At 63.3% G+C, this 19,358-nt stretch carries 20 protein-coding genes, 1 other RNA gene and 1 pseudogene; 6 read left to right on the top strand and 16 right to left on the bottom strand.

Annotation, left to right across the window (positions count from 1 at the left end; genetic code table 11):
• Positions 1–307 precede the first annotated feature (307 nt).
• Together VME63_RS18290 and VME63_RS18285 are read right to left on the bottom strand one after the other, a co-directional pair.
• Positions 308–625 (bottom strand): annotated as a pseudogene (locus VME63_RS18290) (transposase); the annotation flags it as partial.
• 105 nt (positions 626–730) lie between these two features.
• Positions 731–994 (bottom strand): hypothetical protein, encoded by a 264-nt coding sequence (locus VME63_RS18285; RefSeq protein ID WP_325434973.1) that lies wholly within the window; start codon positions 992–994, stop codon positions 731–733.
• A 131-nt stretch (positions 995–1,125) separates the two neighbouring features.
• Here VME63_RS18285 and VME63_RS18280 point away from each other — a divergent pair, with 131 nt between their 5' ends.
• The 3 genes from VME63_RS18280 to msrB all read left to right on the top strand — a co-directional run bounded on the left by VME63_RS18280 (position 1,126) and on the right by msrB (position 4,404).
• Complete coding sequence (locus tag VME63_RS18280) at positions 1,126–2,790, top strand: Eco57I restriction-modification methylase domain-containing protein (RefSeq protein ID WP_325434971.1); 1,665 nt, start codon at positions 1,126–1,128, stop codon at positions 2,788–2,790.
• A 44-nt stretch (positions 2,791–2,834) separates the two neighbouring features.
• The gene (locus VME63_RS18275) at positions 2,835–3,707 is read left to right on the top strand and encodes a XamI family restriction endonuclease (protein WP_325434969.1); all 873 of its coding nucleotides are present in this window, start codon (positions 2,835–2,837) and stop codon (positions 3,705–3,707) included.
• A gap of 265 nt (positions 3,708–3,972) precedes the next feature.
• Positions 3,973–4,404: a peptide-methionine (R)-S-oxide reductase MsrB gene (gene msrB, locus VME63_RS18270; RefSeq protein WP_325434967.1), complete on the top strand. Its 432-nt coding sequence runs from the start codon at positions 3,973–3,975 to the stop codon at positions 4,402–4,404.
• 278 nt (positions 4,405–4,682) lie between these two features.
• On the opposite strand, the gene VME63_RS18265 is transcribed toward msrB, so the two are convergent.
• From VME63_RS18265 to VME63_RS18250, 4 genes are all read right to left on the bottom strand, one after another.
• Positions 4,683–5,471: a hypothetical protein gene (locus tag VME63_RS18265; RefSeq protein WP_325434965.1), complete on the bottom strand. Its 789-nt coding sequence runs from the start codon at positions 5,469–5,471 to the stop codon at positions 4,683–4,685.
• Positions 5,462–6,523 carry a hypothetical protein gene (locus tag VME63_RS18260; protein ID WP_325434964.1) on the bottom strand — a complete coding sequence of 354 codons (1,062 nt, stop codon included), beginning with the start codon at positions 6,521–6,523 and terminating at the stop codon, positions 5,462–5,464. Before VME63_RS18260 ends, VME63_RS18265 begins: the two co-directional genes overlap by 10 nt.
• Before the next feature lie 269 nt (positions 6,524–6,792).
• Positions 6,793–7,689, bottom strand: a complete 897-nt coding sequence (locus tag VME63_RS18255; RefSeq protein WP_325434962.1) for a patatin-like phospholipase family protein — start codon at positions 7,687–7,689, stop codon at positions 6,793–6,795.
• 120 nt (positions 7,690–7,809) lie between these two features.
• Positions 7,810–8,472 (bottom strand): MarC family protein, encoded by a 663-nt coding sequence (locus tag VME63_RS18250; RefSeq protein ID WP_325434960.1) that lies wholly within the window; start codon positions 8,470–8,472, stop codon positions 7,810–7,812.
• A gap of 257 nt (positions 8,473–8,729) precedes the next feature.
• Between VME63_RS18250 and VME63_RS18245 the strand changes: the two genes are divergently transcribed.
• Positions 8,730–9,536: a hypothetical protein gene (locus VME63_RS18245; protein ID WP_325434958.1), complete on the top strand. Its 807-nt coding sequence runs from the start codon at positions 8,730–8,732 to the stop codon at positions 9,534–9,536.
• A gap of 241 nt (positions 9,537–9,777) precedes the next feature.
• Here VME63_RS18245 and VME63_RS18240 read toward each other — a convergent pair whose 3' ends face one another.
• The 7 genes from VME63_RS18240 to VME63_RS18210 form a co-directional block, all read right to left on the bottom strand.
• On the bottom strand, positions 9,778–9,999 hold the full coding sequence (locus VME63_RS18240; RefSeq protein WP_325434956.1) for a hypothetical protein: 222 nt from the start codon (positions 9,997–9,999) through the stop codon (positions 9,778–9,780).
• Between the two features lie 190 nt (positions 10,000–10,189).
• Positions 10,190–10,831: a ribose-5-phosphate isomerase RpiA gene (gene rpiA, locus VME63_RS18235; RefSeq protein WP_325434955.1), complete on the bottom strand. Its 642-nt coding sequence runs from the start codon at positions 10,829–10,831 to the stop codon at positions 10,190–10,192.
• A gap of 132 nt (positions 10,832–10,963) precedes the next feature.
• On the bottom strand, positions 10,964–11,416 hold the full coding sequence (locus VME63_RS18230) for an EVE domain-containing protein (RefSeq protein ID WP_325434953.1): 453 nt from the start codon (positions 11,414–11,416) through the stop codon (positions 10,964–10,966).
• Positions 11,413–12,030 (bottom strand): 5-formyltetrahydrofolate cyclo-ligase, encoded by a 618-nt coding sequence (locus VME63_RS18225; protein WP_325434951.1) that lies wholly within the window; start codon positions 12,028–12,030, stop codon positions 11,413–11,415. Before VME63_RS18225 ends, VME63_RS18230 begins: the two co-directional genes overlap by 4 nt.
• 88 nt (positions 12,031–12,118) lie before the next feature.
• A non-coding RNA gene (gene ssrS, locus VME63_RS18220) (6S RNA) lies at positions 12,119–12,304 on the bottom strand.
• A gap of 7 nt (positions 12,305–12,311) precedes the next feature.
• Complete coding sequence (locus VME63_RS18215) at positions 12,312–12,656, bottom strand: cell division protein ZapA (RefSeq protein ID WP_325434950.1); 345 nt, start codon at positions 12,654–12,656, stop codon at positions 12,312–12,314.
• Positions 12,649–12,873, bottom strand: a complete 225-nt coding sequence (locus tag VME63_RS18210) for a TIGR02449 family protein (protein WP_325434948.1) — start codon at positions 12,871–12,873, stop codon at positions 12,649–12,651. The genes VME63_RS18215 and VME63_RS18210 overlap by 8 nt, the downstream gene beginning before the upstream one ends.
• Positions 12,874–12,973: 100 nt before the next feature.
• Between VME63_RS18210 and VME63_RS18205 the strand changes: the two genes are divergently transcribed.
• Positions 12,974–13,537 carry a UPF0149 family protein gene (locus VME63_RS18205; RefSeq protein ID WP_325434947.1) on the top strand — a complete coding sequence of 188 codons (564 nt, stop codon included), beginning with the start codon at positions 12,974–12,976 and terminating at the stop codon, positions 13,535–13,537.
• Complete coding sequence (locus VME63_RS18200) at positions 13,495–14,844, top strand: aminopeptidase P N-terminal domain-containing protein (RefSeq protein WP_325434946.1); 1,350 nt, start codon at positions 13,495–13,497, stop codon at positions 14,842–14,844. Before VME63_RS18205 ends, VME63_RS18200 begins: the two co-directional genes overlap by 43 nt.
• Positions 14,845–14,899: 55 nt before the next feature.
• On the opposite strand, the gene pepQ is transcribed toward VME63_RS18200, so the two are convergent.
• The 3 genes from pepQ to VME63_RS18185 all read right to left on the bottom strand — a co-directional run bounded on the left by pepQ (position 14,900) and on the right by VME63_RS18185 (position 19,314).
• The gene (pepQ, locus tag VME63_RS18195) at positions 14,900–16,216 is read right to left on the bottom strand and encodes a Xaa-Pro dipeptidase (RefSeq protein WP_325434944.1); all 1,317 of its coding nucleotides are present in this window, start codon (positions 16,214–16,216) and stop codon (positions 14,900–14,902) included.
• A 213-nt stretch (positions 16,217–16,429) separates the two neighbouring features.
• On the bottom strand, positions 16,430–16,768 hold the full coding sequence (locus VME63_RS18190) for a PilZ domain-containing protein (RefSeq protein ID WP_325434942.1): 339 nt from the start codon (positions 16,766–16,768) through the stop codon (positions 16,430–16,432).
• Positions 16,765–19,314, bottom strand: coding sequence for a DUF1631 family protein (locus VME63_RS18185; protein ID WP_325434940.1), 2,550 nt, complete (start codon positions 19,312–19,314; stop codon positions 16,765–16,767). Before VME63_RS18185 ends, VME63_RS18190 begins: the two co-directional genes overlap by 4 nt.
• Positions 19,315–19,358: the final 44 nt, after the last annotated feature.

Genomic DNA, 19,358 nt, shown 5'->3' with positions numbered 1-19,358 from the left:
ACGTGTGCTCGAAGAGTTACTCCATGGAGGCCTCGCGCTCCGGCAAATCGTGGATCAGGGGCGTCAGCGGGGAGAAAATACGCGATGCTGTGGCGACACTGGGGCCTCCCGGAAGGTGGCAGAGGTGCCTGGGGGCCCCTGGGCTGTGCCGCCTCCCAAAGCAGACCACTTCACCACTAAGCAGACTACGTCCAAGGAGACCCACTAAACGTAGAAGGGGGAGACACGCATGCCTCCTGGGTTCGCGTGCGGAAAGATTGTTTTGAAGAGCGGACCAGGATCACCATACGTCCAACGAACTGGCTCGCGTTGGCACGGATACCGGGTCGTCGATGTTCAGGCCCACGAACCAGCGGAACAACAGGTTGTAGTTGAGTTGTTCCATCAGCAGCCGCTCGCTGCGCACGCTGTAGACCACCTGCAGTAGCGAGGCGCGCAGGATGCGTTCGGGCGGGATCGACGGGCGACCGCCTGCGGCGTAGCGCGCCGCCAGCAGCTCATCGAGCTCGCCCAGGATCGCATCCACCAGAATCCGAAGCTTGCGGATCGGATGGTCGGGCGGCACGCGATCCTCGACCGATACATACGAAAACATGCCAAGCTGCTGGACGTCGGGGCTGCGCATCGGTTCAGGCGGTCAGTGATTGAGGGCGTCTATGACCGCGGCGATGCGCGGAGGTTTCTCAACAGCCTGCTAGAACAACCTTTTATAGACTGTGAGCCGAAGGGATTATTCCTGCACCAGTTCGATTGGGCGGCCGAACGACATGTTGGCCAATGCCTGGGTGTCGCCGTAGCCACCATGGCTTTTCGGATCGTCCACCATCCCGTTGCTCCTTTGGGGGCCGGTGTCAATGTGGCCATGAGTGAGTGCCAAGGCGCCTTCCGGCACGGTAACGGTTGCTGTTTGAGCGGTGTCTGCGGATCCAGTTTTGGTATCGGAAGCGACCTGCACTTGCAATGAGCCATCCGATGCTTTGACGACGAAGCCCACCACAATCCGACCAGTCTGAAGATTTTCCAGGCGGTGTATCAACCCGTGAGATGCGTATGGTAAAAATACGCCAGTGGGCTGACTCGCCGATGATGGGCGGGTTGGGTCATTGCATTGCAGGATACGAGGCCATGACAGGGGCAAAGAACAACAAACCTGCCGCCGCCCGCCGTGCCCCCGCGTTGAGCAAGGGGCACTCGCAGGCGCCTCGATTGATAAAGACCGAACGCGAACTTTTGGCCTTGTGTCTGGCCTTGCTGGGACCGCGCCCGAGTCTGTCAATCGCAGAGCGGACCATCACGAAAGGGATTAGGCCGCTCGCCGAGCCGGGGCTGGTCAAGGCCGCCCGGGAAGCCATTCATAAGGCAGGCGATCCGCTGGGAGCCATTTTTCTGCGCCTTCGCTCCGCGGATGCGCGCAGGGACATGGGTGCGGTCTACACACCCGAACCTATCATCCGATCGATGTTGAACTGGTCGGCGGACCAGGGCACGCCTGCACGGGTCGTTGACCCAGGGGCGGGCTCCGGGCGGTACCTGCTGGCAGCGGCTGCGGAGTTTCCACGTGCGCATCTGGTAGGCGTCGAACTGGACCCGGTGGCTGCGCTGATGCTGCGGGCGAACCTGGCTGTGCGGGGGCTGACCAGGCGCGCCACCGTCGTCGTCGACGATTTCCGCCTGGCGCAATTGCCGGCAACTCGGGGCAAGACGCTGTTTCTGGGCAATCCCCCGTATGTTCGCCACCATGACATTGCGCAGGATTGGAAACACTGGTTTGCCGTATCGGCCAAGGCATTTGGGGTTAAGGCCAGCAAGTTGGCGGGCCTGCACATCCATTTCTTCCTGAGGGTGCTGCAACTGGCCAAGCCGGGCGATATGGGCACCTTCATCACGTCGGCCGAGTGGCTGGACGTGAACTATGGCGCCACGTTGCGCCAGCTGTTGACCGAACGTCTGGGAGGGGTGGCGGTCCACGTGCTCGATGCACGGGCGATCCCGTTTGAAGGTGCCGCGACCACCGGCGCCATCACCTGCTTCAAGTTGGGACAGCAGCCGGCCGAGGGGTTGCGCGTGCATGCGGTCCAATCGCTGGAAACGCTCAATGGGCTCACCAAGGGCGACCTCGTTCCGTGGGACCGCGTGCGAAAGGCGCAGCGATGGTCGCCTTTGTTCCGGGCGGCGCGGGCAGTGCCCGAAGGCTATGTCGAACTGGGCGAACTGTGCCGGGTGCATCGGGGCCAGGTGACCGGGGGCAATGGCATCTGGATTGCGGGTGACCATGCGGCGGATTTGCCCGACAGTGTCCTGGTGCCGACCATCACGAAGGCCCGGGATTTGCTGTCCGCCGGAGAAGAGCTTCATTGCGCCCAGCCTCTGCGGCGGGTGATCGATATACCCGCGGACCTCGATGAGTTGGACGATGCGGATCGTCGTGCCGTGGAGCGCTTTTTGAAGTGGGCCAAGCGCCAGGGCGCCGATCAGTCTTACATTGCCCAGCACCGGCGCGCTTGGTGGGCGGTTGGCCTGAAGTCGCCGGCGCCGATCCTCTCCACCTACATGGCCCGGCGCGCCCCGGCGTTTGTTCGCAATCTTTGCGGTGCTCGCCACATCAATGTGGCCCATGGCCTGTATCCCCGTCAGGAGCTGTCCAGCGCGAAGCTGGATGCCCTGGCCGGCTGGCTGCGGGAGAATGTTCTTACCGATGACGGCCGGACCTATGCCGGCGGCCTCACCAAGTTCGAGCCTAAGGAACTGGAGCGCATCCTGGTGCCGAACTTGGAGGCCTTGAGCGCATGACGGCGCAGGCGAAGCGGTGGTCGCACGGCGAGTTGACCCAGGACATGAAGGCCGCCATGGCGCTTTTTCGGGAACAGCGCCTGGGCGAACCGTTGGCGCTCTGGAAAGCCACCTTCCGCACGCGCCGCAACATGACGCGGCAGGTGTTCAATGAACTGGACCTGCGCAATCCGCGGCGTGTTCATTCCAGGCAGGTAGTGGCCTTGTATGAGAAACAGTTGGACGAAGTGCTTCGGTATTTGACGGCGCCCCCGGTGTCGCACGATGACCTCAAGGTGCTATCGGACTCGACGCTAAGCGTTAAAAGTCTGCGGGCCAACCCTTACCAGGCGCGCAGCGTTTTGCGCACACTGTTGCAAACCCTGGATCCATTCCGCTTTCCCTGGGTTGAAGCCAGGCGCCGTCCCAGTCCGGCGGAGTGGAAGGCAGCCATCATGGCAACGGCAGCGCTGATGACGGCCCAGCGGGTGGCGACCACGCGCAGGAATACAAGCAAAGACGATCAGGAAAGCGCCGTCAAAGAGTATCTCCGGACCGTTTTGGAGTTATCCGAGGAGGCGCCGCGCGACATCCACACCCTGCGCGACGCGCCGGCCACGGGTTCGTTTTGCGGCGAAAGCAAAGTCGCGGGCAGGAAGGCGGACATCGTCGTTTCCTTGTTCGACGGTCGGCTGCTGCTCATCGAATGCAAGGTATCCAACAGCGCCTTGAACAGCGTCAAGCGATTGAACAACGACGCAGGTTCCAAGGCCGCCAAATGGGTCGAGCAACTGGGCGCATCTCAGGTAGTGCCGGCGGCGATGCTGTCCGGGGTGTTCAAGGTGCGCAACCTGATGCAGGCGCAGGACCAACATCTGGCGCTGTTTTGGGCGCATCGATTGGAAGACCTGGGCACTTTTATCAACGCGGCACGCTAACGCATGCCCACCGACACAGGCGGTGCGTGGATGTAGGCGCACGCTCGGCGATTTCGGTCACCGAATAGCCGCGATCAGGCAGTTGCCGAGCCGCCGCTTCCTTAAATCCCGGGGTAAAACATGGACTGCTCATGGGCGGGCGTCCCATGCTCAATCATAGGCTGGACGTGCGCCCCTGTCGGGGCAATCCATCCGGCATGCAGCCGAGGTAACCCGGCATGGGCCACCGACGAATTACTCGGTAACTCCCCTTTGGCCTGCACCCATGACCACACGTTTGGATGGCCGCGCGTCGCACAGCTTCAACGTCACCCACACCGATGCCGAGTGGCGGAAAATCCTGACCCCTGAGCAATACAGTGTGCTCCGCGGCCACGCAACCGAGCGGGCAGGTACCTGTGCGCTGCTTTATGAAAAGCGCAAGGGCACTTTTATCTGCGCGGGCTGCGATCAGCCCCTGTTCGTCGCAAAAACGAAGTTTGAAAGCGGAACGGGCTGGCCAAGTTTCAATGAGCCGGAACCGGGCTCGGTAGCGACGACCACGGATACCAGCCATGGCATGGTGCGCACCGAGGTTCATTGCAGTCAGTGCGGCGGTCACCTTGGGCACGTATTTCCCGATGGCCCTCCGCCGACGGGGTTGCGCTATTGCATCAACGGGGTTGCGATGAACTTTTTACCGGATGCGGCCCAGTAAAGCGGCGTGATTGAGGCGGTATTGCGATAAGTGGGCCGCGCAGTGCGCCACGCGCTTGGATGCGGCGCGTGCTTCATCGCGTCGAAAGCCGCATGGGCATATTGAGAATGCCGCATCCGTGGCATCCAACGACGTCATGCTTGGCCAGTCAGCCCAAGTAGACCTTTCCCCGCAGCGACAATGGCTTCACATGACGAGCTGCCAGGCGGCGGGCAATTTGCTGTTGAAGCTACCGGGCCAACTCCGCTTGGAAGCGCGATCGCGCGGCAGGCGCTTGGCTAGTCGGCAACGACCATCGCCGAAGATGCAAAGGCGCCAGCTACGCGATCGATCGCCAGGGTGAAAGCGGCACGACTGTCGAACGCGGCCAGCTCCTCATCCGGTAAGGCGCGTGCGCGGTGGATAAAGCGCTGCATGCTCGCCGCGATACTGGCCGGCATGGTGACGACCTGATCGGCGCGTAGCAGGGCCGACAGCTTTACGACATCCTTTAAGTGCTTGCGTACCTTCTTCGAGTCGATAATCTCCCCGTCAGCGCGCCGGTCGGACAGATCCATCCAGGCTTGCGCCTTGAGGGGTATAAGCCGCTCTTCGTTGATGAGCGGCAGGCCCTCGATTTCGATCCGGCCTGCCATCAGGAAGTGGTACGCGTCGTCGTCGAGCAGGATGGCGGAGAGACTCGACACGTCTTCTTCAATCGGGATAGGCGTCAAGCGATTGTCGTGCTCCAGCGGAGCCAGCAGATCGGGTTTGCGCGCGAACAGCTCGATCATGACCGGGAAGGCCGGATCTTTCGGATGGTCAAAGCGATAGAAGCACGGCCTGCCTTCGCCGCTATGCATGCGCAGCTCGTAACGGCCTTCCTCAACGAAACGCCAAAGCTCCCGAGCGAACGCGGCGTCGATCGCCTCGACGACCAGCACCACATCAAGGTCCCTGGTGGCGCGGAATTCCAGGCCAGCCTCATCCATGATGGTACGGGCGGCGCAACCACCGATCAGTACGTATTTGTCTCGGTGCGGGGCAAACCACTCAGCGAATTTCGCCAAGCCATGAATCACCGCCATAGCTTCCTCTCCAGCTCCTCCATTGCCATTTGCACGCGCTCATCGTTGTTGCCATCCAGGGTAAGAAGCAGCGATAAAGGGTCCACCGTTGTTCCGTCACCGCCGAGTGTGGGCGGATAGCTCCATATCTGCACGGATTCGCCCGCATTCTCCGCACCGTCCGGCGGGATGATGTCTTTCAACACGGCAGGCCAGTCGCTCTGGCTGATGGCCCAGACATACTGTTTTGGCTTGGCGAGCAGGGTTAGCTGTGACAGGGCGTCAAGCCCGGCGGGCCTCAATAAGTGACGGCAGTTCTCCATGGTCGCGTGTCGAGGGTATTCGATCCGCAAGACGGGGCTGCGCATGAGTGGCTTGGCGCGCTCCCAGGTGCGTGCGCGGTCGTCGATTAGCGCAATCTGATGGGTGCGCCCCTCACGTTTTGGGCGAACAAGGCCGAACGCATCCAGCTCACGCACAGCGCGCGTCGCCGTCATGGCGGTATAGCCAATGCTCATGGCGACCGCCGAGGCGGTCACTGGGGTTACCTGATCGGACAGCAGCAGGGAGATCAGAATGGCCTGTGTGGACGGGCTCATCTGGTCGGTGGGCTGAGCGCGCAGGGGGGCGAACTGATTGCGCAGCACAACGCCCAAACCCGGAGCGAAAAACTGGCTGTCAGGAACCAGGAATTCGATGCCGGCGTCGATCAGGCGCTTGCGCTGGTAGGACTGTACGGCCTGCACGACATACAGAACACGCATGCCGCTAAGTTCGGCAAGCTTGGCCAGCATTTTCTTGGTGTCCCCAACGCTAGCGGTGTCGCCTGTCCCGGTTGCCACTGCGAGAAGAACGGCTTCCCCCGCGATGGGGACGGACCACAGGTCGAATCGATCAGTCAGGTAGTGCGGCAGCCTCATGCGAAGCTCTGCGGCCACGGGCTTCACATGGCCAACGACACCCCGGAGGATGGAGTGAAGATAGATCTCGGCCTTGAAGGGAAGCGGGTTCATCGGGCAGACCTTAACATTGATCTGCACGATAACATGGATGATGTTATCGTGCAAAGACATGTTAGTGACGTGGGCGGCCGAAGTAGGGCGGGGATCGGTCACGCCACGAGGGCATCCGCCCGGAGTGCCGGCGCCAGGGCACGCCGCGCACACGATCGATGGCGAATGGGCCATCATAAGATTTTGATGAATAACGTCATTGACGATCGACAGCGCGCGTGTTGATGAAGCTGTACGGCCGGCCCCGCGAATCCGGCTGGAGTGGGGGCGCCAAGGCTGGGGCGGGCGCGCCGGCGGGCATAACGCGCGAGGTGCATGCCCTTTTACGCTTAACCCGATGGGGTTAGTAACCCGGATCGCATGGAGCTCAAGGCATCCCGCCGTCCCATCTCAAATGGGCGTGTCACATCGGTTTTAGCCGTGCAGTCCCAGGTTGAAACGGGCACCTTCGCGCTCGGCTGCAAGTACGTCCTGTTGCCCAACGTGAACAGCGTTGGCAAGCCCGGGTAATGACGCGTCAATAGCACCAGCGTTCTGCGACGCTGCTCAAGCGTTTGCTCTTCCACGGGCACGCTGTCTACGAAGCCACCGTCTAAGGCGAAAACTCCATTGACCCGTCGCGCCGGCATGATGGGCGGCGCCGTAGCGGACGCCACTAGCAAGGTCTGGGCGTCGTCCATCGATGTGTCGGCACAGATTGTGAGGAAATCCTGGCGCAGCCCTAGCCGCCTAGGCAGCTTCGGGTGCAGGCTCTTGGACCAATACTTTTCTACAAGGTACGCAAGCGTTCCAGCGAGCGCGCTACCGCCAACGCCAAGCAACCTGGCTGGTCGCGTCACCGCAACCGTAAGCGTTGTCGCGGAGGCGCGGAACTTGGAAAACGATTCAGCGTTGAGGAAGGAGGCAATCCACGCGGGATAGATCCTCGTGTGGGCAAAACGGAGTTTGGCCCGCCTGGAAAAGTCGAAGATGCTGCGGTTGCCAGCATATGCCGCGATGCATGTGTTCAGCGCATGTTGCGCGCCATGCGTCAAAAGCGATGCGGCTATCGCCGCGCCACCACTCGTCCCGACGAACCTTTGTGGTCGGCCGAAACCCGATTCGAACAGCTGGGTTAGAAGCCCCGCCTGCCACCAGCAGCGATTGCCGCCGCCAGCAAAGACCAAGGTCTCCACCTGATCAAATGTGTAGTTGGCTATACCCGCCACCGCAGACATCGTGTCCATCCGATCGATCCGTCATCTCTTTGACTTTACGTGCTTGCTTTTATACACGCCACTGTATGGCGGGCCGCATTGCGTGACGTGTTGCGCATGACGGTGCCTAACGAGGAGTCGCCAGTCAGATCAAGCAAACAATGCTTTAAGTCCCGTCACGGCAATCTGCAATCCCACGCAGAAAATAAAAAACGCAATCAGCCGATTGAAAATGCGCTCGCCTTGCGAACCGAGGTAACGCTCGATGCGCTGCGTATTGAGATAAAACACATAGATCATTACGCACATCGCTACGATCGCCAGCAGGATGGCCGTCATGTTGAGCGCCACCTGGCGCAGGTCGGCATCGGCGCTGTGCGCGCTCAGCGTCAGCAGCACGGAAATCGTTCCCGCACCGGTGGTCAGCGGAAAGGTCAGCGGATAAAACAGTTGGCTGTCGATGTCGCGCTGCCTTGCCTGGCCGACATCGTTGCTGCTGTCGGCGCTTTCGTCCTTGTCGGATGAAAGAAATTCCCAGCCCATCTTGCAGATCATGATGCCGCCCGCCAGCCGCACCACGGGGATCGATAACCCGAACAATTTCAGGATCCACGCGCCGCCGATCAGCGTGCCCGTGCATACGCAAAATGCGTACAACGTGATCTGCCTTACCGCTCGTTTTTTGCCGGCGGCATCCATGTGCGCAAAATACGGCATCACCACGAAGGCGGTGCCGACGGGGTTGATGACCGGGAACAGGGCCACCACGCCGATAAAGAGCAGGTGCACGAAGTTGTGGAGTTGGGATGCCATGTTCAGCGGACCTTGTCGGGAAGCATGAGCTGCGCATGCCGGCGAAACGTGCCGTGTTGAGCAAGTATCCACTAAAAGTGCCGGCGTGGGAGGTTGGCAGCTATTGGCTACGTCGGTCGTGGCCGTGCGATCCGCGTCAACATCGTATAAGCGGCGCGCAACTTTTGCCCAGGTGACGCCATTGTGCTTTTGTCACTGGCGCGTAAGCACGTTCCGGTTTAGTTTGCAGGGCAAGCTTTCCGAGGGCAGGGGCTCCAGTGGAAAAAACGCTTGATGGCCGGCGATCCAGGGAGGGTGCCCAAGTCCTCGCTTTTGCGCTACTCACCTTCGTGCTGGTGCTGTCCGCCCACGCAGCGGCTTATCTGTCGCATGAGTATGCGCATAGCGTGATGGCGTGGCTGCTCGGCTGGATGAAGCAACCTTTTGGCATCGATTACGGCGCGGCGAGCTTCTCCAATGATCTGTTTCTGGGCGATGTTTCCGACAACGTCGACTACGCCGCCATCTTCAGCGCCGGACACGGCATGGCCGCGGCGGCGATTGCGCTGTCCGGGCCGATGATTGGCAACGGTCTGCTGTACTTCATCATTTATGCGCTGATGAGCACCGCCTGGGTTGGGCGTTCGCGCTATCTGATGATGTTTCTGTATTGGTTGTCGCTGATGTGCGCGGGCAATGTCTGGAGCTATGTCCCCATCCGTGCGTTGACCTGGCATGCCGATATCGCTCTGGCCGCGAGGGGATTGGGCATATCGGTCTGGGTATTGTTTCCGTTCCTGATGGCGGTATCGGCCTTTATCACCTGGCATTTCATGACGCGGTCAGTGGCGCGCGTGGTAGCGTGGGCATCGGTGCCGTCCTTGAATCTCATCGTGCTGATCGCGGTGACCGGCTTCTGGTATTTTCCCTTTTTCGTCGGCGATGCGATCGATGGCTCGTATGGGATGATTTCCCAGGTGCTGGCCATGGTTTCCCGCTACGTGCTTTTTCCGTTGGCGGTGGCGTGGCTTTATCAACGCTATGTAGAGCCGTGCCTGCGCCGTACGGTTGTCCAGGCGCAATGAAGGGCCGCGCAGGGAAAGATGGCCTCTATCGGCAATCATTCGGCGGGCTCGTCGCGGCCCTTTGCTGATTCTTTCGCGGCTCAATGACGTTTATGCCGCACATGCCTGGCGTGAGCGTCAACTGCAATCCCTTGCCCGCTAACGTCACGCGCGGTCGCCGGCCATTTATCGAGACGCGCATGCACCCTGGCGTGCGCGCCTCGAGCGGATCCAGTTCCACGACCGGGGTTTCAATCGACCCTCAGAAGCGGCTGAATTGCGGCACCGTGACTTTGTTTTGCGCTGGCGGCTGGTCGTCGTTGGCAACGGTCAGGTCGAGCAGGCTCGCCGCGGCTTGCGATGCCACGCGCATGGGCCAGCAATCTTCGATGTGCTCGGCGACCAGGCACGGTTCACCCGCCCTGCACTGGGAGCAGGAAAGGTTGTGAAGCATCAGTTCCTCGACCACGGACGCGGTCTTCATGGCGCAACTCCCCAGGTTGGGCCGGCACCGGTTTTCCCCTGCCGGCATGAGGATCTTCGAAGGGGTTATCGGCAGGTGCCGCAGTTTACTTGAGGGCAGGAGCGGGGCGCCGTTGCGCGCAGAGGCGCGGCCAGAAAAAAGCCCCGCGTGAACGAGGCTTTTGCGTCAGCGGGCGGCGGTAGCAGGCTTGTTACATCACCTTGTCGCCAATCAGCACCACATCGGCCGGACGTCGCGCGAACAGGCCCACCGTGACAATGCCGGGGATCTGGTTGAGTTCGGTTTCCATCGCCACCGGATCGGCGATCTGCCAGCCGTGTACGTCGATCACCCAGTTGCCGTTGTCGGTGACCACGCCGTCGCGCCAGACGGGATTGCCGCCACGCTTGACGATCTCGCGACCCACCAGGCTGCGTGCCATCGGAATCACTTCGATGGGCAGCGGAAACTTGCCGAGCAGGTCCACGCGCTTGCTGGAATCGATGATGCAGACGAATTTCTGCGCCGCCTGCGCGATGATCTTTTCGCGCGTAAGGGCCGCGCCGCCGCCCTTGATCAGGCGTTTGTGCACATCGCACTCGTCCGCACCGTCGATGTACAGGGCCAGCGGGCCAATGGCGTTGAGATCGAACACCGGAATGCCGTGTTTCTTCAGCTGCGCGGTGGATTGTTCGGAGCTGGACACGGCACCCTCGATGCGATCCTTGATCTTGGCCAGCGCATCGATGAAGTAGGCAACCGTGGAGCCGGTGCCGACGCCGACAATGGTGCCGTCTTCGACGTACCGGATGGCCGCTTCGCCCGCGATGCGTTTTTCCTCGTTGTTACTCATGGCGTCACCGTCAATGGAAAGCGCAGATGATCGTTGATTTGACGTCTTGCCGCACCCTGATCGGATCCGTGCCGGCGTTCCGGGCTTGCGGCGCGGCGGGCACGCTCAATCGCGGGCCTCACTGAGACAGCGTCATTCCAGGCCCAGGATGTAGCGCCATTCGAGCGCTTCCACCGGCATCACCGACAGCCGGTTGCCTTTGCGCAGCAAGCGCATCTCCGCTATGGCGGCGTGGTTTTTCAGTTCGTCCAGCGTGATGACGCGCTTGAGTTTGCGCACGAATTTCACGTCCACCAGCATCCAGCGCGGGTTGTCGCGCGAGCTGCCGGCGTCGAAGTACTTGCTCTTGGGATCGAACTGGCTGGGGTCGGGATAGGCGTCGCTGGCCACTTCGGCGATGCCCGCAATGCCAGGCTCGGCGCAGTTGGAGTGGTAGAAGAACACCGCGTCTCCCACGCGCATCTCATCGCGCATGAAGTTGCGCGCCTGGTAGTTGCGCACGCCGTCCCAGGCCTCGCGCTTCTTGCGCTTGAGGTCGTCGATGGAAAAGGTGTCCGGCTCCGATTTCATCAGCCAGTGCTTCATGCGACGGTGTCTCCAGGCGAACCGGGGCGGCAGTCGATCAGTTCGTGGTCGGTGGCGATGAAATCCAGCGAGATATCCCAGCGTTCGGGGGTGATCTCCGGCAATTGCTGAAAATCGTAGGCGATGCCCACCAATAGCGGCTCGGTCGGGCGCAGCTGGTCCTTCAGGAAGGCGAAGCTGCGGTCGTAGTAGCCGCCGCCATAGCCCAGGCGGTTGCCGCGGCGGTCGAAGGCCAGCAGGGGTACCAGCACCAGGTCGAGTTGGAAGGGGGCGAACCACTCGCGCGGCGCGACCGGCTCGGGGATGCCAAAACGGTTGGGCTGCACCGCGTCTCCCGCCGCCCAGGGGGCGAAGCGCAGCAGGTTGTCCTCGCCGATCAGCGGCAGCAGGAACTGCTGGCCGCGGGTCGCCAGCGGCGGGATGGCCAGGTTCAGCGGCAACTCGCCGTCGCAGGCCCAGTAGCCCGCCACGCGCTGGTCCGTATGGTATTCGGGAAGGTGCTCCAGGCTGCGGCGCAGGCCCTGGGCGGCGGCCATGCGCTGGGCTGGGCCAAGCGCGCGACGGCGCTCGGCCAATCGCTGGCGTAGTTCACGGCGTCGTGCGGCGGTATCCACGTCGCGCGTCTCCTGAAGACGGTGCACCGGGCTGGCGGTCCGCTCCCGGACGCCGTCTTGCGGCGGCATCCGGGCTGGGAATGGGGTGGCGTCAACCGCGATGCCGCTGCCCACCAAACGACCTTGATCCAATGGGATCAGGTGGGAGGGATATTAAGGCCTCAAGGCTTTCCGCTCGCGGCGGACGTGCGCAACAGCTTTAAGTAACCGACCCGGGTCGTAAATAGGAACAAGGCAATATGTAAGAGTGTGCTGGCGCACACCGCAGAGAACGCCGAGGGCTATTTTAGTTGCGCGTCGAGTGCCGCTTCAAGCTTGCGCCGCAGCGAAGCCAGTCCTTCGGCAATCTCATGTTCAGCCGCGTTGGAGTTGCCCGCGCTGGCCGCCTGGCGTTTCTGCAGTTGCAGATACTCGTGCGTGATGCTGATTGCGGCGAGCACGGCAATGCGGTCGAAGCCGGGCGTTTTGGCATGCGCGCGCAGATCGCGCATTTTACGATCGAGAAAGCTTGCCGCTTCCAGCAGGCCCTCGCGCTCGTCGGGCGGACAGGCGATCAGAAATTCGCGATCGATCAGTCGCAGCGAAACCGGTTCGTTGGTGCTGGGCGTGCTGATGACGTCAGCCATTGTTTTCGAGTGCCTTGAGTCGTTGGATCATGGCCTCAACCCGGCTGCGCGCCTGTTCGTTGCGTGCCAACAAGCCCGCACGTTCGTTGGCCAGTTGCTCCTGGCTGTGGCGCAGGCTGCGGTTTTCCTCACTCAACCGATGCACATGCTCAAGCAGCCGGTCAAGCTGCTGGCTCAGGGCGGCAAGCTCGAACTGGGCAGGGGCGGGTGTCTTCATGCGGTTCACTATATCAGGACGCCGGAAGAAATCTGCGGGTCCGATCACCCGGGCGGGAGCCTGCATTAAACTTGAGCTTTAGCCGTTCACGGAGCCTGCGATGGCCGCCCCCGATTTCATCGGTTACGACGAACTGGACGATGTCGTGGTGCACCTGAAACTGGCCGCCACCGCCAGCGAACTGCACGGTTCGCTATGCGGTTTCCTGGCCGGCAACGGCAGGCCGGGCAAACGGCCGTTGCTGGAGCTTTTGCATCTGGATGCGGGTGGCGTAACGGCGGCCGGGCGCGATCAGGCGGCCTTGGACCTGCTGGTACGCCAGAGCCAGGACGAACTGGCCGACCCTGAACTGGGTTTCGAACCCTTGTTGCCGGCCGATGACCGCCCGTTGCCTGAACGCGCCGATGCGCTGGTGGATTGGTGCCGCGGATTTCTCGGCGGCTTCGGCCTGGGCGGTCCGCAGATACACGAACGGGTGTCGGAGGAGGGGCGCGAGATCCTGAAGGATTTTGCGTCCATCGCATCGGCCTCGCTCGATTTCGGCGATGAAGACGAAGACGAGGACGCGCTGATCGAAGTGCACGAGTTTGTGCGCATGGGCGCGATGTTGCTGTTCACCGAATGCCACCTTCCCAGCCAGCCTTCCAGCGACACCTTGCATTGAACATCGCTTCCGAAGAATTCGCGCGCCGCCGGCGCCAGTTGATGAAAATGGCCGGGAACGATGCGGTGGCGCTGATCGCCACATCGCCCGAGCGTATGCGCAATGCCGATGCCGCGTGGCCGTACCGGCAGGACTCCGACTTCCATTATTTAAGCGGATTCCCCGAGCCCGACGCGGTGCTCGCGCTGCTGCCGGGGCGCCAGCACGGCGAAGCGGTGCTGTTTTGCCGCGAGCGCGATCCCGAGCACGAGCGCTGGCATGGCGAATCGATCGGCACCGAGCGCGCGGTGGCCGACTACGGCATGGACGATGCATTTCCGATCGACGACATCGACGACATCCTGCCCGGCATGATCGAGGGCAGAGGGCGCGTCTACTGCCATTTCGGACGCGAGCCGCAATTCGATGCGCAACTGTTGGGCTGGATGCGCCGCCTGCGGCAACTGCGCGGCGGTGGCGTGGTGCCGAAGGAATTCGTCGCGCTCGGCCATCTGCTGCACGACCTGCGCCTGTACAAATCGCGCGGCGAACTGAAACTGATGCGTGCCTCGGCCGACATCGCCGCCCAGGCGCATCTGGCGGCCATGGCGCTTGCGCGCGCGGGAAGGCACGAATACGAGGTGGAAGCGGAGCTGTTGCGCGTCATGCGCAGCCGCGGCGCGGTGGCGGCGTTTCCGCCCATCGTTGCGGGCGGCGCGAACGCCTGCACCATGCATTACGTGGCCAATCGCGCGGCGCTGAAAAACGGCGATCTGCTGTTGATCGACGCCGGTGCCGAACTGGAATGCTATGCCTCGGACATCAGCCGCAGCTTCCCGGTCAACGGGCGCTACAGCCGTGAACAGCGCGCACTGTACGAAGTGGTGCACACCGCGCAACTGGCGGCGATCGACGAGGTGCTGCCGGGCCGCGCCTACAACGCCGCGCATGACGTGGCGGTGCATGTAATCACCGAAGGCTTGTGCGCGCTGGGCCTGCTCAAGGGCGAGCCGGCCCAGGTGATCGCCGAAGGCGGCTATAAGCGCTTTTTCCCCGCAAAAACCAGCCATTGGTTGGGTCTGGACGTGCACGACGTGGGCGATTACCGCGTGGACGGCCAATCACGCCTGCTCGAACCGGGCATGGTGCTGACGGTGGAGCCGGGCATCTATATCGCGCCGGACGATGTGTCGGTGCCCGAGGCCTGGCGCGGCATCGGCATTCGCATCGAAGACGACGTGGCGGTGACGCGTGATGGCCACGACGTGCTTACCGATGGCGTGCCGAAGGATCCGCAGGCGATCGAAGCGTTGCTCGCGCGCCGTTGATGCCTGGCTGCCGGCAACAAGCCGGCAGGCCTCGTTCGGTTGCCTCGACGCCGCCTTACACTACGGCGAACGCATCGCGCGTGAGGTTTTCCGGTTCGCCCTCGGTACACACCACATCGTCTTCGATGCGGATGCCGCCATAAGGGCGCAAGGCATCCACCTTGGCCCAGTCCACGTCCTTGGCGGCGGGCGTGGCGCGCAGTTCTTCCAGCAGCATGTCGATGAAATACAGGCCCGGCTCGATGGTCACTACCATGCCCGGCTCCAGCACGCGCGTCATGCGCAAATACGGATGGCCGTCCGGACGGGCGATGCCGCCGCCGCTTTCGCTGGCCTGAAACCCGGCGACGTCGTGCACCTGCAAGCCGATCGGATGACCCAGGCCGTGCGGGAAGAAGGTGGAGGTTACGCCCGATTCCACCGCGCTTTCGGCATCCATGCGAATCAGGCCATGCTCGCGCAGCACGCCGGCGAGTACGTGATGGGCGTGAATGTGCAGTTCGGGATAACTCTGCCCGGCCCGCACCATCGCCGCGAAACCCTGTTGCGCATGCTCGACGCTGTCGATCAGCGCCTGGAACGGCGCATGGCCTTGGGCGGCGTAGGTGCGCGTGATGTCGCTGGCGTAGCCCGATGCGCTGGCGCCGGCATCGATCAGGAACGAGCGGCTTTGCGGCGGCGGCGTGCGGTCGAAGTGGGTGTAATGCAGCACCGCGCCGTGTTCGTTCAGGCCCACGATGCTGGCATAAGGTAGTTCCGCGTCGATCTGCCGCGCGGCCGACAGATACGCCATGTGGATGCCAAATTCGCTCCAGCCCGAGCGGAAAGCTTTTTCGGCGGCGCGGTGCGCGCGCGCGCCGATGCGGTTGGCCTGGCGCATCAAGGCCAGTTCGTATGGCGTTTTGTAGCTGCGATGCCAATGCAGGTAGTCGAGCACGGCCTGCGGATTGTTGGCCTCCACGCCGTCGACGGCCGGGCACTCCGGCGCGATGACCGCGCGGTGGCCCTGCGGCAGCAGCGCCACCGCCTCGGCATTGTTGCGCACGATGCTGATGTCAAAGGCGTCCACCCAGTAACCGCTCGGTACGGCCGGCACCACGTGCCAGTAATCGCGCGGCTGCACGAAGATCAAGCGAGGTTTTTCGCCCGGCGTGTAGACCACCCAGCTACCCGGCGCATCGGTCAGCGGCAGCCAGTGGCGGAAATGCGGGTTGGCGAGGAAAGGGTAATCCTGGTCGTCGAGGAACTTACGCAGCGGCGTGCTGGCGGCGATCAGCAGGTGATCGAAGCCCCCGCGCGCCAGCGCCCGGTCGGCGCGCTCGCGCAGCGTGGCGATGTGTTGGGCATACAGCGGGGCGAGGTGGGGGCTCATGCGTGCTTCCGGACGGTGGTTGCAGAGCCCGTCAGTTTAGGGCCTGTTTACCCTATGGGCGTAGCCGCGCCGGGAGCTGTTTGCTCGCCAGCCAAGGAAGCGTGAAGGCGTGTACGTCCGTACACGACATGAGCGATGACGCCCTATGGCGGCCACTCCAACGCAACGCGGGCCACGCCCATAGGGTAAACAGGCCCTGGCGCGATGGGTTGTTCAAGCTTGTTGAAGCCACAGCTCCAGCTGGGTGGCGTCGGCCCCGCCGATGGCGATGATGCGATAGCCGGCCCAGGTCTGGCCCGGGCTGGCGGCCGGTTCGTGCCACTGTTCCTGGATGCCGATTTCGATGGTCGGCATGGTGCCATCGTGGCGCGGCAGGTTGAGGCTGACCTGGTACACCGCTTCGTTGCGCGGTACGTGCTGGCCGATCAGCAGCATGCCGTTGCTGGACAAATTGCCTAGATGGCCCAGGGGCTGCCCGGTGATGGTGTCCACGACCGCCACGTTGTATTCCGGACGCTTGCGCGGGGCGCGGCGTTGTTCGGGCGCATTCATGGGCGGGCTTCCGGTAGCGGCGTCGATGCCGGACGCAACAGGTTGGTGGTGAGTGCATGCCAGGCGCGGTCAAGCAGGTTTTCCTGCACCGGCGGGATTTCGCGCACGCGGCCGCTGGCGATCGCGCGCGCCAGCTCTTGCAGGTTCATCACGTCGCTGCGTTGGCCGCGGCGATTGACGAACAGGCTGTTGCCCGATACCGGCGAGAACCATGCCAGCTTGCGCTGCGTGGCTTCGCCCGTGGTCGGATCGGTGAACTCGAACCAGGTGCCGAATGGCAATTGGCGCAAGCGGTTGTGGATGCGCGCCTCGCGCAATCCCAACGGCGGCACGACCGCCGCCTGGGTCGCCGGTGCCGGGCTTTCCTGGCCACGCTGCTCGCCCAGGCGCTGGCGCTGCTTGAGCCGGATCGCCAGGTCGGTGGCGCTGGGCGCTTCCACGACGCGCGCCGGTACTGCCGGCTTGGGGGCCGGTGGCGTAACGGTGGTCTTGGGTTGTGCGGGAGGCGATGGTGCAACCGACCATTCCGCGGCGGCCGGCTCCGGCGTCGCGGGTTTGGGCGTAGCGGGCTTGGGCGTCGCGGCCGGCGCGGGCAGCTTGGCGGACGTGTCGGCGCTTGCCTGGGGGGCAACGGGTTGCGCAGGCTCCTGGGCCGCAACGTTCGCTGTGGCCGCCGCCGGTGCCGTGGCTTGCGTGGACGGGCTCTCCGGTTCGGTCTCGGCGGTTGCCGCCTGTGTTTCGAGCGCCGTGGCTTCCGTGCCGATCAGCCGCTGGGCTACCTGTTCGGCTTCGTCGGCATGCATGCCGATCTGCTGCAGGCCGCTTTCCACTTCATGGCGCAGTTGCATCGGATCGCTGACCGGAAACTGTCCCAGCAGTTGATCGGTGATGCGCAGCTGCGTGCGGAAAGCATCGCTCTGTTCGCCATGGCGCAGCAGGTTCAGCGCCAGCACGTCGGTCCAGGCGCGTTCGAGCAGCGTGCGTAACAGGCCGCGCGGCGACGTGAGCGCGAAACGTTCGCTCATCAGTTCGTCGGCGCGGCGGCGCGCTTGTTCGAGCCGTTCGTGGCCCTGCATGGCCTCCACGTGGCGGCGCTCGGTGGTCTGCGCCTTGCGCGCCAGTTGTCCCAGGTGATGCTCGATGTCCGCCAGCAAGCTGGTGTAGAGGCCCGCGCTGGGCGGTTCCTGCTGGGTACGCTCCACCAACTGGGTGAGCTTGGCGAGCAACTGGTGGTCGGTTTCGCCGTTGGGTCCGTCGACCCAGTCGTTGAGGGTTTCGGCGAGTTTGCCCAGCACCTGGCGCGCCGGATGCTCGCGCTTGTCGAAAAAGCCGCGATCGGTGACGGCCAGGCGCAGCAGCGGCAATTGCAGGTTGCCCAGCAGGTTGCGCGCGTTGGTGCCCTGGTGCAGTTGTTGCGCCAGCTGCTCGAACAGCATGGCAACCAGCTCCACCGTGTCGCCTTGCTCGGAGGTCAGCTCCATGTGCGCCGCGCCGGGCGGCAGGCCGGTGTTGAGCTGCAGTAGCAGTTCCTCGTGCAGGCGTTGCGCGCTGCGCAGTTCGCGGCTGGTGTTGTCGGTGACCTGGATCATGTGCTGCTGCAAGGCGGACAGCGCGGTTTCCAGTTCCTGATGGGTTGCCGTGCGCGTGCCCGCGGCCGGCGCGGGGCCGGCGTTGCGCTGGCGCGAGAGCAGATCGCGCAGGGTTTCCAGCACGGCGATCGGTTCGCTGCTGCGCGGTTGTTCGGGCGTGGCGCTCGCTGGCGTGGCGGCGGCAGGCGTTGCGGTGGTAGGGGTGGCGGTGGGTGCCGCGCCGTGCGCCGGGCCATGGGTCGGCCGGGCGGCCGGAAAGGCGCGCAGTTGCGGCAGGATGCCGTCGGACAACAGCTTGGTGTTGATGCTCTCGTACAGCGATACCAGCGCGGCGCCGGCGGTGCTTTCGAACACCTGCAGCAACACCAGTCGATGTTCGATCGGCAGATTGAGCGGGTCGCTTGCCGTGCGCAGGATCTGCGCCATGCTCTGCGGACCGGGCGGCAGGTATTTGCCTTCCAGCGGCGGCGCGGCTACCAGCACGGCCAGCCGGTAGGACAGCTCGGACAGGACCGGGCCGTTATGCGCCTCGATGCGTGCGGCAAGCTTGTCGAGTGCGGCGGTGAGTTCGTGTTCGGTGCGATCGAGCAGGGTCAGCGACTGCAAGCTCAGCGGCGCGGACGCTTCATCGTCCTGGGGGCGCCCCATCGTTTCGAAACTCTCACGCAGGTGGTCGCAGAAGGACTCGATAAAAGCGGTGCGGCCCTGCTGGATCAGGCTGCGGCTGTCGAAGCAGCGTTGTTGTTCCAGGTGGTTGCGCGAACTTTCGGCCAGTTCGTACAGGCGCTTGTCGAAGAAGTCCAGGCACAGGCGCAGCGTCGGTTTGGCCCATTCATCGCCCAAGGCGCAGGCGGCATCGACCACCCGACGCGTACGAGCTGGCATCTGGCCGTGGAGGGCACGGTCGGTGCGGTCGAACGCGGCAAATGGCGGACGTCCCCTTGATTCGACATCCATGACTCAGATCCCAGTATTTCCCCGGGGAAGAGTGTAAGCCGGAT

The organism is Dyella sp. (assembly GCF_035503745.1).
Classification (GTDB): Bacteria; Pseudomonadota; Gammaproteobacteria; order Xanthomonadales; family Rhodanobacteraceae; genus Dyella_B.
This window is presented reverse-complemented; position numbering and strand designations above follow the sequence as displayed.